Genomic DNA, 13,050 nt, shown 5'->3' on the forward strand with positions numbered 1-13,050 from the left:
CCTTCCTGGGGCTGCAGATGGTGCAGCAGCGGCGGAGTGCGAGAGGGACGGAGGTCGAAGGGCCGTCTGTGCGGACAAGAAGGCCCCGGTCAGGGTACCGGAGTACACCCGCCGGGGCCTGTCGAGCCGCGGTGCTACACGATCAGCGCGCGTAGTACTCCACGACCATCTGCACGTCGACGGTCACGGGGACCTCGGCGCGCTTCGGGCGTGCGACGAGCTGGGCCTTCAGCTCGGACAGCTCGACCGAGAGGTACGAGGGGACGGAGGCGAGCACATCCGAGTTGCCGCCCTCGGCAGCGATCTGGAAGGGCTCCATCGCCTGGGACTTGGGCTTGATCTGGATGGTCTGGCCCGGCTTCACGCGGAAGGAGGGACGATCCACCAGCTTGCCGTCGACCAGGACATGGCGGTGCACGACGGCCTGGCGGGCCTGCAGGGTGGTGCGGGCGAAGCCGGAGCGGAGGACGAGCGCGTCCAGACGCATCTCCAGCAGCTCGACCATGCTCTCACCGGTCAGGCCCGGCTCCTTCTTGGCGTCGAGGTACGCACGGTGCATCTGCTTCTCGCGGATGCCGTACTGAGCGCGCAGGCGCTGCTTCTCCTTCAGCCGCACGGCGTAGTCGGACTCGGTGCGGCGGCGGGCACGGCCGTGCTCGCCCGGGGGGTACGGGCGCTTCTCGAAGTACTTGACGGACTTCGGGGTCAGCGGGAGCCCGAGGGCTCGGGAGAGACGCGCCTGACGGCGCGCACGGGTGACGTTGGTCACGAGGTATACCTCTTGTTCGCGTGTGGTGAATCCAGTCTTGCAGCCGCGGATTCAGCGGCCCACCTTACCGCAGCCGACCCCTGCGGTCCACGACCGACGGCGCTGGTCACACGGAACCTCCTGTGCGGTCGCTCACGCCGCACAGAACTCAGCCCGTCGTCGTGCCCGGAGGCCGCGGTCGCAGGATCCCCCGCAGCACCTCGACCCGGCGGGCGGTGCGCTCCTCGTGGCCGTGGGTGGTGGGCCGGTAGTAGTCCACCCCGACCAGGTCGTCGGGAGCGTACTGCTGGGCGGCAACGGCATGCGGCGCATCGTGAGCGTACTGGTACTCGACCCCGTGACCCAGCTTCTTCGCCCCGGCGTAATGGGCATCGCGCAGGTGGGCGGGCACCCCCTGCCCCTTGCCGGCGCGCACATCGGCGATCGCGGCATCCAGTGCCTTGTAGGAGGCGTTGGACTTGGGTGCGGTGGCGATGTGGACGACGGCCTGGGCCAGGGGGATCCTGCCCTCGGGCATGCCCAGCATCTGCACGGCCTGCATCGCGGCGACCGCGACCTGCAGGGCAGAGGGATCTGCCATGCCCACCTCCTCGCCGGCGGCGATCACCACCCGGCGTGCGATGAAGCGAGGATCCTCCCCCGCCTCGATCATGCGGGCCAGGTAGTGCAGGGCAGCATCCACGTCGCTGCCCCGCATCGATTTGATGAACGCGCTGGTGACGTCGTAGTGCTGGTCGCCGGCCCGGTCATAGCGCACGGCGGCACGGTTGACGGCCTGGGCGAGGGTGGCGGCATCGATCTCCGCGGAGTCCTTCATCAGCGCTGCGGCGGCGGCGGCCTCGAGGGAGGTGAGGATCTTGCGGGCATCCCCGCCGCCCAACCGCAGCAGCGCCTCGCGGGCGTCGTCGGTGAGAGCCACAGAGTCCTGCAGGCCTCGTTCATCGCTCAGCGCCCGATCCACGAGCGCATCGAGGTCCTCCCGTTCCAGCGGGTCGAGGGTCACCATGATCGAGCGCGACAGCAGCGGGGAGATCACGGAGAACGAGGGGTTCTCGGTCGTCGCGGCGATGAGGGTGACCCAGCGGTTCTCGACGCTGGGCAGCAGGGCATCCTGCTGGGACTTCGAGAATCTGTGCACCTCGTCGACGAACAGGACGGTCTCGCGTCCGATGGTCCGCAGGCGGGAGCGCGCCTGGTCCACGACCTCGCGGATGTCCTTGACCCCGGCGAGCACCGCGGAGACCTCCACGAACTCGCGATCGCCGGACTGCGCCACCACGTAGGCCAAAGTGGTCTTCCCGGTGCCGGGCGGGCCCCACAGGATGACGGAGGCGGGCGCGGTGCGGGAGTCGTCGGTGGAAACGAGCCGCCGCAGGGGGCTGCCCGGTTCGAGGGCGGAGTGCTGCCCCACGACCTCCTCGAGCGTGCGCGGGCGCATCCGCACCGCGAGCGGGGCCCGGTGGTCCCGGTTGCGGTCCGACAGGGTGCGCGGCGCCGGCGCGTCACCGCTGAGGGAGAAGAGATCCTCGTCCATCCCCTCAGGGTAGGCGGGTTCCCTGACGGCCCGCGTCGCGACCCCGACGCACCCGCTGCGTGCGGCCGGCAACGGCCCCGAGGCAAGGGGGCTGCCCCGGAGAGCCCATCACCCGTCAGAAGGGTGGCGGGCCCAGATCTTTCCAGGGTTCCGGGGGATTCTCGGGCTCCTTCGGTGGGCGAGGGCATCCCCGTCGCAGCAAGGGAGGTTCCCAGCAGAAGTACTCGGGCAGCGGCTTCTCTGTGAGCTCCGTCGGTTCTTCGGGAGTGGGCACCTGACCTGGGTCGCTGGGGCCAGGGGGTTCGGGTCCGGCTGATTCGGGCTCTGCTGTTTCGGGTTCTGCCGGCACCGGCTCGGTGACCGGTTCTGTGACTGGCAATGTGACCGGATCCCCGGCGTGGGTGCCGCGGAGGTAGCAGGTCCAGGCGTGTTCGAGGTCCTCGACGATCTGGAGGCTCGCGGTGTCGAGGTCGTCGATCACGGTGACGATGTCGCCGTCACGGCCGACGGCCCAGCGGGTGCGGCCGGGCTCGGTGACGGCGGTGGGGAGCCGGGTGGGATCCAGCAGGCCGGCTGTCTTGTCCAGATGGTGCTGCCAGCACAGCAGGTGGAGGTTCTCGATCTCGGTGAGGGCTCCCGCATCGGCGCTGCCGCGCCGGCATTCCTCGATGTGATCGCACTCAGAGGCCCAAGAGGTGAGCCGGGTGCATCCCGGCACCGCGCACATGCTGTTGCGCAGCCGGAGATGTTCGAGCATCGCCGCGGAGGGCTGGTACTTCTGGGCAGGCAGCGGCAGGAAAGCACCACTGGTGGGATCGGTCAGCACGCGATACCAGGCCTCGCTGCTGCCGGCGAGGGAGCGCGCCATCGACGGTGGCAACGGGATGGTGCCCTCGAGACTGCCCGGTTCATCAGAGGCACCGAGGAGGGTGAGGGCGGGGACCGTGATGTTCAGCCGGAACCTTCCGGCAGGGACGGAGACCCCATCGAGGTCCAGCGCCGCCGAGCTCATCAGCGCGAAGCGCAGCTCGGTCAGAGGCGTGGCCTTCCCCGAGGCCAGGACGAGCCCGTCCGGATCGCGCGGAATCGGGGTGCCCTCGCGCAGTGCGGTGCGCTGGGCGGTCTGGACCGCTCGGGCGGACTCGTCCACCTGCTTCCACTGCGCGAGGATGACGGGGATCGGACCGCTGATCTGCATGGTCCCCATCCCGGGCTCGATACTCGGCAACAGCTCGACGCTGCGGGTGAGACTATCGAGGGGATCAGGGCGATCCTCACGCTGCTGGAGCAGGGTGATGAGCTTCTTCAACAGAGTGAAGAAACGTTCCGGACTGATATCCGGGGACCACGCGGCAACGGCGATATCCAGATCCTTGCGAGAACTGTCCCGCAGCGATCGCGAGGATTTCAGCATCTTCTGGAACCAGCTGGACGGCAGGGCCCCGGACTCCAGAGCAGCGAGGCAACGCGGAAACAGATGCACGGCCTGATAGGCATCACGAAGATGCCAGCGGGCGGCACCGGTGGTGACCCGCAGGGCGAGACCGGCGCGCGTGGCATCGACGGCTTCGACCTCCGCGGCTTCCTCGTACTCCCCGTCATGGTCGTAGAGTTCGGCCAGGGCACGATGCTTCTCGGCCAAGCAACGGGCCTCCTGCTTCTCCACATCCCACACACGCTGGGTCGCGGCGCTGAGCTGGGGATCGTCCATACTGTGGACGCGCAGGGGAAGGCTGCTGCGGGTGAGCTCCCGGCGCGCGGTGACGTCCCGCAGGTGCGAGGGCAGGGAAGCGAGAAACGCCGCCTCGGCAGCCTCGTCGCGATCGCCCGCGTCGAACGGCGGCGGCTGCTCCTCGATCGCGCTCACGCCCCGTCACCTCCCGACAACCACTCACGGGCACACCGTCCGAACGGACCATGGACGACGGGCTCCTCCGCCCGTCCGATACCCCGATTTTAGCGAGATACCCCGACAGTCGAAAGAGATGGCGCCGATTGTGGATAACAGGGACCGTATCGATTGTGGATAACCGGACCGCGCCATGCACAAAGGCTCTCGACGAGGCCTCAGAGACGTTCTTTCCTCCACACAGAATGGTTATCCACAATGCACAGGTCGCGGCGGAAAGATAGGGGTGCGGGGCGCGGCCACGCACACAGAGAGCCGCCCGCCGCCGGTTCACCGAGCCGGAGGTTCTTGGGTGAGTATCCAGAACAGCTCTGCACCCTCGCCAGCTCCCGAGCTTCCGCGTGCGTGTGCAGACGCGCTCTCGGACATCCTCGGCCAGGCCCGATGCGACACCGAGAGCCCCACCGTCAGCCCACCAGCTCGAGTCAGTCGGCGAGCTCTCGCGCGATCCGGCCGGGCCAGGACGGCCCCTCGTAGATCATCGCGGTATATCCCTGGACGAGATCGGCACCGGCGTCGAGCCGCTCCTGCACGTCCTCGGCGGTGCTGACTCCCCCGCAGCTGATGATCACGGAATCGGCCGGGAGCGTCGCGCGCAGCAGCCCCAGCACCTGGCGCGAGCGGTCCGCGAGCACCGGGCCGGAGAGCCCACCTGCACCGATCCGCTCGACCCGAGCCCGATCGGTGGCCAGCGAGTCGGGGCGGGAGATGGTGGTGTTCGCCGCGATCACGCCGGCCAGTCCCACCTCGGTGGCGAGGCGGGCCACCGCCACCACGTCCTCGTCATGCAGGTCGGGGGCGATCTTCACCAGCACCGGCACCTTGCGGCGCAGTCGGATCCGGGCCCTGCCGGCTTCCTCTTCCACGGCCTCCAGGATCGGCCGGAGCATCTCGACGCTCTGCAGGTCACGGAGTCCGGGTGTGTTCGGGCTGGAGACGTTGATCGCGAGGTAGTCGGCGTAGGGGGCGAGCAGCCGGGCGGAGAAGCGGTAGTCCTCCGCCGCGTCCTCCAGGGCCGTGACCTTGGACTTGCCGATGTTCACACCGATCACGGCGCGCTGGCCGCGCTCGGAGCGGCGGGCCCGGGCCAGCCGCTTCGCAAGGGCCTGGGCGCCGTGGTTGTTGAAGCCCATGCGGTTGATCAACGACCTGTCCTCCACCAGGCGGAAGGAGCGCGGTCGCGGGTTGCCCGGCTGCGCCTTCGCGGTCACTGTGCCCACCTCGACATGGCCGAAGCCGAGGTCCAGCAGCGCCAGCGGCACCTCGCCGTCCTTGTCGAAGCCGGCCGCCAGCCCGAACGGGCTGCGGTGCTCAACGCCGAGGACGCTGCGCACAGGGCGGGGGTCGCGCATCGGATCGGGGATCGAGAACACCGTCCGCAGCAGCGCCGGGCCTCCCGGCAACGCATGGGCCGTCGCCAGCGCGCGCACCGTCAGGCGGTGCGCCTGCTCTGGATCGAGCCGGCTGAGGACGTGGCGGAAGAGGGCGCCGTAGGGCCCGGTTCGCGAGGGGTCGTCGGGGTCACAGGCACTACGCTACGCGGTCGGCGCCCTGTGCTTCAGGCCACAGGTCCCGAGGCCCTATCGCGCTTCCTGCTGCGCCCCAGATAGAGCAGAGCGATCACGGGCAGCAGCAGGGGGACGAAACCATACCCCTGCCCGAAGTGGCTCCACACCGTCGCGTCGGGGAAGAGCGCCGGATCGACCAGGGTGAGCGTTCCGACGATCAGCACCCCGGCCAGCTCGGCGAGGCACAGCCTGCGAGCGAGCACCGAGCGTCGACCGCGGCGGACCAGTGCGACGGTCACTGCGATGTAGGTGACGGCGGCCAGCAGCGAGAGCACGTAGGCGACGGGAGCGAAGGAGAGATCCCGCAGGATCTGCACCAGGCTGCGGGCGGTCGCCGAGATCGCGAAGATCCCGTACACGGCGATCAGGACGATCTCGAACCCGCGACTGCCGCGGGCGGCAGCGGTGGTGTGCTCGGCAGTCATGCGAAGCCTCCCGGCCAGATCTGGTGCAGTCTCATCAGCAGCACGGCACTGACCAGGGCTCCGACCCCGGCCACCAGGCTGCCCCAGCGGCTGCGTTCGAACAGGCCGATCCAGCCCCCGCCCACCACGAGCACCACTGCGGTGAGCAGGTAGCCGTACAGCGTGATCGGGTCCTCGGGGGTCCCACCGCCGATGTCGCGCAGCGTCAGCGCCGCCCCGAGCACCACCCAGCTGAGCGCCAACAGCGCGCAGGCACCGAGCAGTACCAGATCCGCGGTCAGCTCGCGCAGCGCGTAATACAGGCCCAACAGAGCGGTGAGCCCGCACAGCCCGGCCACCACGATGCTCAACGCCGCCATGGGTCCTCGGTCCTCCTCCACAGGGTGCGGACACGATGCCCGGCCCGCCCCTACGATAGAGGCATGCCCACCATCACCATCACCGAAGCATCAGTGCGCGACGTCGAGGCCGACGTCCTCATCCTCCCCCTCCTCGCCGGCGCCGACGACGCGCCGGCGACCGTCCCCGGGTCCCCCGAGATCTCCGAGGCCATCGCCGGTCTCGACGCCTCCGCCGCCCGCGGCGATCTGCACCGCATCCCGTCCTACGGGCTGGCCGCAGCGACGTCGCTGCTGCTGGTCGGTGTGGGTGACGAAGCTCTCCCCGAGATCGACTCCGAGGACCTCCGCCTCGCCTTCGGTGCAGCCACCCGCTCGCTGAACGGGGTCGGGCACGCCGCCGTCGCACTGCCCACGGGCACCGCCGTCCAGCGTGCCGCCGCCCTGGAGGGTGCCGCACTGGGCGCCTACGCCTTCGTCGGCCACAAGTCCGGCACCGGCTCCTCCGCGCCCAAGGCCGCGCTGGGCTCCCTGACCCTGGTCGCCGAGGGTGGGGCCGACGCCGCCCGCACCGCGGTGGAGCGCTCCACCCTGCTCTCCGAGGTAGTGGACATCGTCCGCGACCTGGTCAACACCCCGCCGAACCTCCTCCACCCCGTCTCCTTCGCGCAGCGCGCCGAGGAGCTCGTCGCCGATCTGCCGATCACCGTCACGGTGCTCGATGAGAAGCAGCTCGCCGAGGGCGGCTATGGGGGAATCGTCGGCGTGGGCCAGGGCTCGACCCGGCCGCCCCGCCTGGTCCGCCTGGAGTACGCCCCCTCGGCTGCGGAGCGTTCGGTCGCACTGGTGGGCAAGGGCATCACCTTCGACACCGGCGGCATCTCGCTCAAGCCCGCCCCCGGCATGGATGACATGACCTCGGACATGACCGGTGCCGCCACGGTGCTCGGCGCGACCATCGGCGCCGCCCGCCTGGGCCTGGACGTCAAGGTCACCACCTACCTGGCGCTGGCCGAGAACATGCCCGGCGGAGGCGCCCAGCGCCCCGGTGATGTGGTCACGATGCGCAACGGCAAGACTGTCGAGGTCCTCAACACCGATGCCGAGGGCCGGATGGTGATGGCCGACGCGCTCGTCGACGCCGTCGCCGACGCCCCCGACCTGGTGATGGACGTCGCCACCCTGACCGGTGCAGCCGTCGTCGCGCTGGGCAAGCGCACCGCAGGGGTGATGGGTACGGAGGACGCCCGCGAGCTGGTGCTCACAGCCGCCGGCACCGCCGGGGAGCCGTTCTGGGCGCTTCCCTTCCCCGCTGAGCTGCGCGCAGACCTCACCGGACAGGTCGCGGATCTGCGCAACATCGGCGAACGGCCGGGCGGGGCGCTCTCCGCCGGGATCTTCCTCGCCGAGTTCGTGGGCGAGACCCCCTGGGCGCACCTGGACATCGCCGGGCCCGGCTATGCCTCCTCGCCCCTGGGTTACATGGGCAAGGGAGCGACCGGGATGAGCACCCGCACTGTGCTGCAAGTCCTCGAGGACCTCGCCGCCGGCCCCGCAGCGTGATCCTCGCCGCGTTTCACGCCGCCTGATCCGGTCCGGAGGTCTTCTCGGTGCCGCCTGGTGGCCTAACATGGGCCACGCAGGCGGCGCCGCCGGCCATTCTGGTCAGAGCGGGTCGCGGAGTACACGTAGACACCGAGGAGCTCACAGGTGGCGGAGACAAGCACTGACCAGTTCGACGTCGTGATCCTGGGCGGTGGCAGCGGCGGCTATGCGGCCGCGCTGCGCGGAGCCCAGCTCGGCCAGAAGATCGCGCTCGTGGAGAAGGATCAGCTCGGTGGCACCTGCCTGCACCGCGGTTGCGTCCCGACCAAGGCGATGCTGCATGTCGGCGAGCTCGCCGACGCACCGTCCGAGGCGGCTGCCGCGGGCGTGGACCTCACCCTCAACGGCATCGATGCCACGAAGGTGCTGGGGTTCAAGGACAAGATCATCGGCAGGCTCCACAAGGGTCTGCAGGGCCTGGTGAAATCCCGCAAGGTCGAGTACGTCGAGGGCTTCGGCACGCTCACCGGCCCGAACACCATCTCGGTCGAGACCGGGTCCGGCACCCGCACCCTCACCGGCAAGAACATCATCCTGGCCTCCGGCTCCTACTCGAAGACGCTTCCGGGCATCGATCTGGGCGGGCGCTTCCTGGACTCCGAGGCGGCGCTGCAGCTGCCGGAGATCCCGAAGAACCCGATCATCCTCGGTGGCGGGGTCATCGGCGTCGAGTTCGCCTCGATCTGGAAGTCGCTCGGCGCGGAGTCCGTGACCATCGTCGAGGGCCTTCCCCACCTGGTCGCCAACGAGGACGAAGCGCTGTCCAAGGCGCTCGAGCGCGCGTACAAGAAGCGCGGCATCACCTACTCGCTCGGAGTCTTCACCGAGAAGGCCGAGCAGACCGAGAACGGGGTGAAGGTCACCCTCGCCGACGGCAAGGTCTTCGAGGGCGATTACCTGCTGGTCGCCGTGGGCCGCGGCCCGGCGACCTCCGGCGTGGGCTACGAGGAGCAGGGCATCGAGATGGATCGCGGCTTCGTGCTCGCGAACAAGGAGACCCTGGAGACCAACGTCCCCGGCGTCTACGCCGTCGGCGACATCGTCCCCGGCCTGCAGCTCGCACATCGCGGTTTCGCGCAGGGCATCTTCGTCGCCGAGCGGATCGCGGGGCTGAACCCCGCCCCGATCGTCGAGTCCGGCATCGAGCGCATCACCTATTGCGAGCCTGAGCTCGGCTCGGTGGGCCTGTCCGAGAAGCAGGCCAAGGAGCAGTTGGGCGAGGATGCGGTCGAGGTCTACGAGTACAACCTCGGCGGCAACGGCAAGTCCCAGATCCTCGGCACCACCGGCTTCATCAAGCTGGTCCGTGAGAAGGACGGCCCGATCATCGGCGTCCACATGATCGGCTCGCGCACCTCGGAGCTGATGGGCGAGGCACTGCTCATCGTCAACTGGGAGGCTTACCCCGAGGACGTCGCCTCCCTCGTCCACGGCCATCCCTCGCAGCACGAGGCCCTGGGCGAAGCGGCGCTCGCTCTCGCCGGCAAGCCGCTGCACGCCCACGCCTGAGTCCATCTTCCCAGGAGGAGAGAACCCCAATGTCTGAAACCGTGAAGATGCCGGCACTCGGTGAATCCGTCACCGAGGGCACTGTCACCCGCTGGCTCAAGGCCGTCGGAGACACCGTCGAGGTCGACGAGCCGCTGCTCGAGGTCTCCACCGACAAGGTCGATACCGAGATCCCCTCCCCCATCACGGGGACCGTCGAGAAGATCCTGGTCGAGGAGGACGAGGACGCCGAGGTCGGCGCCGATCTCGTCGTCATCGGCGATGGCTCCGGCTCCGACGCCTCCGGCTCCGACGACTCCGGTGCCGAGGCCCCGGCGGAGGAGGAGGCCTCCGAGGGCGAGGATCTCGCCTCGGACGACACCGCCGCCCCGTCGACCGATGAGGAGGCCCCCTCCGGCGAGTCCGAGAAGCCGGCCGACACCTCGGACGAGACCGGCTCCGGTGCCTCCGGTGCCTCCGGTGCCTCCGGCGGCGCCGCCGACGGCGAGGAGATCACCATGCCGGCGCTCGGTGAGTCCGTCACCGAGGGCACTGTCACCCGCTGGCTCAAGGCCGTCGGAGACACCGTCGAGGTCGACGAGCCGCTGCTCGAGGTCTCCACCGACAAGGTCGATACCGAGATCCCCTCCCCCGTCGCCGGCACCGTGCTCGAGATCAAGGTGTCGGAGGACGAGGACGCCGAGGTCGGTGCCGTGCTGGCCGTGATCGGCTCCGGCGATGCCGCAGCGGCTCCGGCTGAGAAGTCCGACACTCCGGCGCCGAAGGCCGAGGAGGCCCCCGCTAAGGAAGAGCCGAAGACCGAGGCGCCCAAGGCTGAGGAGAAGAAGGCCGAGGCGCCCAAGGCTGAGGAGAAGAAGGCTGAGGCTCCGGCAGCTCCCGCGCCGAAGGCTGCCGATGCGGTCTCCGGTGCAGAGTCCTCCGGCTACGTCACTCCGCTGGTGCGGAAGATGGCCTCCGAGGCCGGCGTCGACCTCTCCTCCGTGAAGGGCTCCGGCCTGGGCGGTCGCATCCGCAAGCAGGACGTCCAGCAGGCGATCGAGGCGCAGAAGTCCGCTGCCTCGGCCCCTGCCGCTGCCGCCCCCGCCGCAGCTACGGCCGCGCCGAAGGTCGAGGTCTCCTCGAAGCGCGGCACCGAGGAGAAGATGCCGCGCATCCGCAAGGTCATCGGCCAGCGGATGATGGAGTCCCTGCACGAGATGGCGCAGCTGACCACCGCGGTCGAGGTCGATCTGACCCGTATCGCCAAGCTGCGTGCGCGTGCCAAGGAGGACTTCGCCGCTCGTGAGGGTGCGAAGCTCACGTACCTGCCGTTCCTGATGATGGCTGCGATCGAGGGTCTGAAGACCTACCCGCAGCTGAACTCCAGCATCGACGGTGACAAGATCGTCTACCACGGCGCGGAGAACATCGGTATGGCCGCGGACACCGAGCGTGGTCTCGTCGTCCCGGTGATCCGGGATGCCGGTGACCTGAACCTGGCGGGCCTGGCCCGACAGATCGGCGACCTCGGCGCCCGGGCCAAGGGCAACAAGCTCGTCCCCGATGATCTGGCAGGTGCCACGTTCACGATCACCAACACCGGTTCCGGCGGGGCGCTGTGGGATACCCCCATCGTGCCCGCGCCGCAGGTCGGCATCCTCGGCACCGGCACCATCACCAAGCGCCCGGCGGTCGTCCAGAACGCCGAGGGCGATGATTCCATCGCCATCCGCTCGATGATGTACCTGTTCCTCTCCTACGACCACCGTGTGGTCGACGGCGCTGACGCCGCCCGCTTCCTCACCTCCATGAAGAAGCGGCTCGAGGAGGGTGCTTTCGAGGCGGAGCTGGGTCTGTGACCCGGTGAGCCACTGACGAAGAGCGACAGGAGCCGCCGCGGCGGAGCCCGTCCGGGGAGGGCCCCGACACCAGCTGGTGTCGGGGCCCTCCCCGCTGTCGACCGGGTGCTCAGGGCGCATCGGCCTCGGCGGTCCCCGGCAGCGGGTCGGCGCTGACGATGCGCCACTGCTCCCCGTCCCAGTGCAGGACGAGCCGGATCATCGACGGTTCCGTGGCAGGCACCCGAGTGGTGCCCGCGGCGTCCTCGAGGAGGAGCTCCTCCATGGACGTGAGGGCATGTACCACCGCCGTTCCCTCGGGGCCCGGCTGCTCGAGGACCTCCGCAGAGTGCACCACCGGACCGCCCGCCCGCACCGTGACCTCCGTGTAGGCGACCCGGAGCCGCTGGTCCTCCTTGAGTGCGGTGCTCCCCGGGGCTGAGGCCGGGGAGGCGGAGAGGCCGGTGACGTAGGCGTGGCGGGACCCGGCGAGCTGTGCGACGAGCATCTGCGGTTCCTCGATGCGGGGCGCCGGTCCGGGAACGCTCTGTGCGGGCTCTGCAGCCACGGGAGGATCCCCCTGCGTGCCCGTGGCTCCCCCGCCCTGCGCCCACCAGGCCCCCAGTCCCGTCAGGGCTCCTCCCAGCAGCAGCACCAGCACTGCGCTGAGCGCGGCGGTGCGGCGCAGCCGGGGCTGGCGCAGCACCTCCCGGATCGAGGACAGCACCGCGGCAGCGGCCCCGAGCGGTGCGAGATTCTTCACACGGCTCGGCCCGGGATCCGCCCTGGGTTCGTCGAAGCGGTCCAGTGGTCCCGTCGTCGCAGCCCTGCACCGTCCACGCGGGGTCGGCAGCGCGTCACCCTCGACCCGCGGTCGGTCCAGGTGCACGCGCCGGCGCAGGGTGCGGTCCTGGTCCTGGAGCACGGAATCCACCCAGCGACGATCCTCCTGGCGGGCGGAGAGGCTGTCGTCGCGGCGGAGGCCGCGCAGGTCCAGCGCCACCACCGAGCCGTCGGCCCGCAGACCCAGACCGCCGCCGTGAGCGGCGCCGAGCACCCAGGAGCGCTCGTGCAGCGCTCCGATCAGCTCATCCAGCGCCTCCCGGGCGCCCGCGAGGGCGCGGCGCTCCCCCGTCGGCGGAGTTGTGGTCCCGGCCGCCCGTCGGCCACGCCGGCAGCTCAGCACCGGTGCCACCTCCCGGACATACCCGTCATCCTCCAGCTCCAGCACGGCCGGTGCAGCGCTGATCCCGGCGACCTCGAGCGTCGCCAACAGCTGCAGCTCCAGCTGGATCCTGCCCCGCTCCTGCTCATCCAGGCCGCGGACCCGCACTCCCTGCAGGGACAGGTCAGCTCCCAGCCGCTGCTCCTCACGGCTCCCCTCGATCTGTCGGCGCCCGGTCGCCTCGCGGCCTGCGGCGGGCCTTCCCGCATGCCGCGGCGCCGATGCGGAGAGCAGGCCCTGCCGCGAGAACCTCTCGTCATCGAAGTCGTCCATACCGGCAGTGAACTCCATCGGGCCGGATCAACCCCGTCGTCATCCACAACGTCCTGGTGAGGGGCGGAGTAACCTGGC

Annotated in this window: 10 protein-coding genes; 3 read left to right on the top strand and 7 right to left on the bottom strand. The window is 70.0% G+C overall.

Annotated elements, in window-relative coordinates; genetic code table 11:
* Positions 1-142: 142 nt before the first annotated feature.
* From rpsD to CFK39_RS00725, 6 genes are all read right to left on the bottom strand, one after another.
* Complete coding sequence (gene rpsD / locus CFK39_RS00700; protein WP_089063858.1) at positions 143-769, bottom strand: 30S ribosomal protein S4; 627 nt, start codon at positions 767-769, stop codon at positions 143-145.
* A 148-nt stretch (positions 770-917) separates the two neighbouring features.
* Positions 918-2,303, bottom strand: coding sequence for a replication-associated recombination protein A (locus tag CFK39_RS00705; RefSeq protein WP_089063859.1), 1,386 nt, complete (start codon positions 2,301-2,303; stop codon positions 918-920).
* Positions 2,304-2,418: 115 nt separating this feature from the next.
* On the bottom strand, positions 2,419-4,170 hold the full coding sequence (locus CFK39_RS00710; RefSeq protein ID WP_089063860.1) for a DUF222 domain-containing protein: 1,752 nt from the start codon (positions 4,168-4,170) through the stop codon (positions 2,419-2,421).
* A gap of 467 nt (positions 4,171-4,637) precedes the next feature.
* Positions 4,638-5,648 carry a quinone-dependent dihydroorotate dehydrogenase gene (locus CFK39_RS00715; protein ID WP_245823028.1) on the bottom strand — a complete coding sequence of 337 codons (1,011 nt, stop codon included), beginning with the start codon at positions 5,646-5,648 and terminating at the stop codon, positions 4,638-4,640.
* A 122-nt stretch (positions 5,649-5,770) separates the two neighbouring features.
* Complete coding sequence (locus CFK39_RS00720; RefSeq protein ID WP_089063861.1) at positions 5,771-6,205, bottom strand: hypothetical protein; 435 nt, start codon at positions 6,203-6,205, stop codon at positions 5,771-5,773.
* The gene (locus CFK39_RS00725; RefSeq protein WP_089063862.1) at positions 6,202-6,564 is read right to left on the bottom strand and encodes a hypothetical protein; all 363 of its coding nucleotides are present in this window, start codon (positions 6,562-6,564) and stop codon (positions 6,202-6,204) included. Before CFK39_RS00725 ends, CFK39_RS00720 begins: the two co-directional genes overlap by 4 nt.
* A gap of 63 nt (positions 6,565-6,627) precedes the next feature.
* Between CFK39_RS00725 and CFK39_RS00730 the strand changes: the two genes are divergently transcribed.
* The 3 genes from CFK39_RS00730 (at position 6,628) to sucB (ending at position 11,495) form a co-directional block, all read left to right on the top strand.
* Complete coding sequence (locus CFK39_RS00730; RefSeq protein ID WP_089063863.1) at positions 6,628-8,106, top strand: leucyl aminopeptidase; 1,479 nt, start codon at positions 6,628-6,630, stop codon at positions 8,104-8,106.
* Between the two features lie 147 nt (positions 8,107-8,253).
* Positions 8,254-9,657 (top strand): dihydrolipoyl dehydrogenase, encoded by a 1,404-nt coding sequence (lpdA, locus tag CFK39_RS00735; RefSeq protein WP_089063864.1) that lies wholly within the window; start codon positions 8,254-8,256, stop codon positions 9,655-9,657.
* Between the two features lie 29 nt (positions 9,658-9,686).
* Positions 9,687-11,495 carry a 2-oxoglutarate dehydrogenase, E2 component, dihydrolipoamide succinyltransferase gene (gene sucB, locus CFK39_RS00740; protein ID WP_089063865.1) on the top strand — a complete coding sequence of 603 codons (1,809 nt, stop codon included), beginning with the start codon at positions 9,687-9,689 and terminating at the stop codon, positions 11,493-11,495.
* Positions 11,496-11,604: 109 nt separating this feature from the next.
* Here the strand turns inward: sucB and CFK39_RS00745 are convergent, their stop codons facing one another.
* A complete protein-coding gene (locus CFK39_RS00745; RefSeq protein WP_157697016.1) occupies positions 11,605-12,972 on the bottom strand; it encodes a hypothetical protein in 1,368 nt (455 codons plus the stop codon).
* Between the last annotated feature and the right edge of the window lie 78 nt (positions 12,973-13,050).

The organism is Brachybacterium avium, assembly GCF_002216795.1.
Taxonomy (GTDB): Bacteria; Actinomycetota; Actinomycetes; order Actinomycetales; family Dermabacteraceae; genus Brachybacterium; species Brachybacterium avium.

Excerpts from the sequence above, each read along its gene's own strand:
- CFK39_RS00720 (WP_089063861.1), bottom strand. The coding sequence starts at position 6,205 with ATGACTGCCGAGCACACCACCGCTGCCGCCCGCGGCAGTCGCGGGTTC.
- CFK39_RS00730 (WP_089063863.1), top strand. The coding sequence starts at position 6,628 with ATGCCCACCATCACCATCACCGAAGCATCAGTGCGCGACGTCGAGGCC.
- CFK39_RS00705 (WP_089063859.1), bottom strand. The coding sequence starts at position 2,303 with ATGGACGAGGATCTCTTCTCCCTCAGCGGTGACGCGCCGGCGCCGCGC.
- CFK39_RS00725 (WP_089063862.1), bottom strand. The coding sequence starts at position 6,564 with ATGGCGGCGTTGAGCATCGTGGTGGCCGGGCTGTGCGGGCTCACCGCT.
- CFK39_RS00745 (WP_157697016.1), bottom strand. The coding sequence starts at position 12,972 with ATGGACGACTTCGATGACGAGAGGTTCTCGCGGCAGGGCCTGCTCTCC.
- sucB (WP_089063865.1), top strand. The coding sequence starts at position 9,687 with ATGTCTGAAACCGTGAAGATGCCGGCACTCGGTGAATCCGTCACCGAG.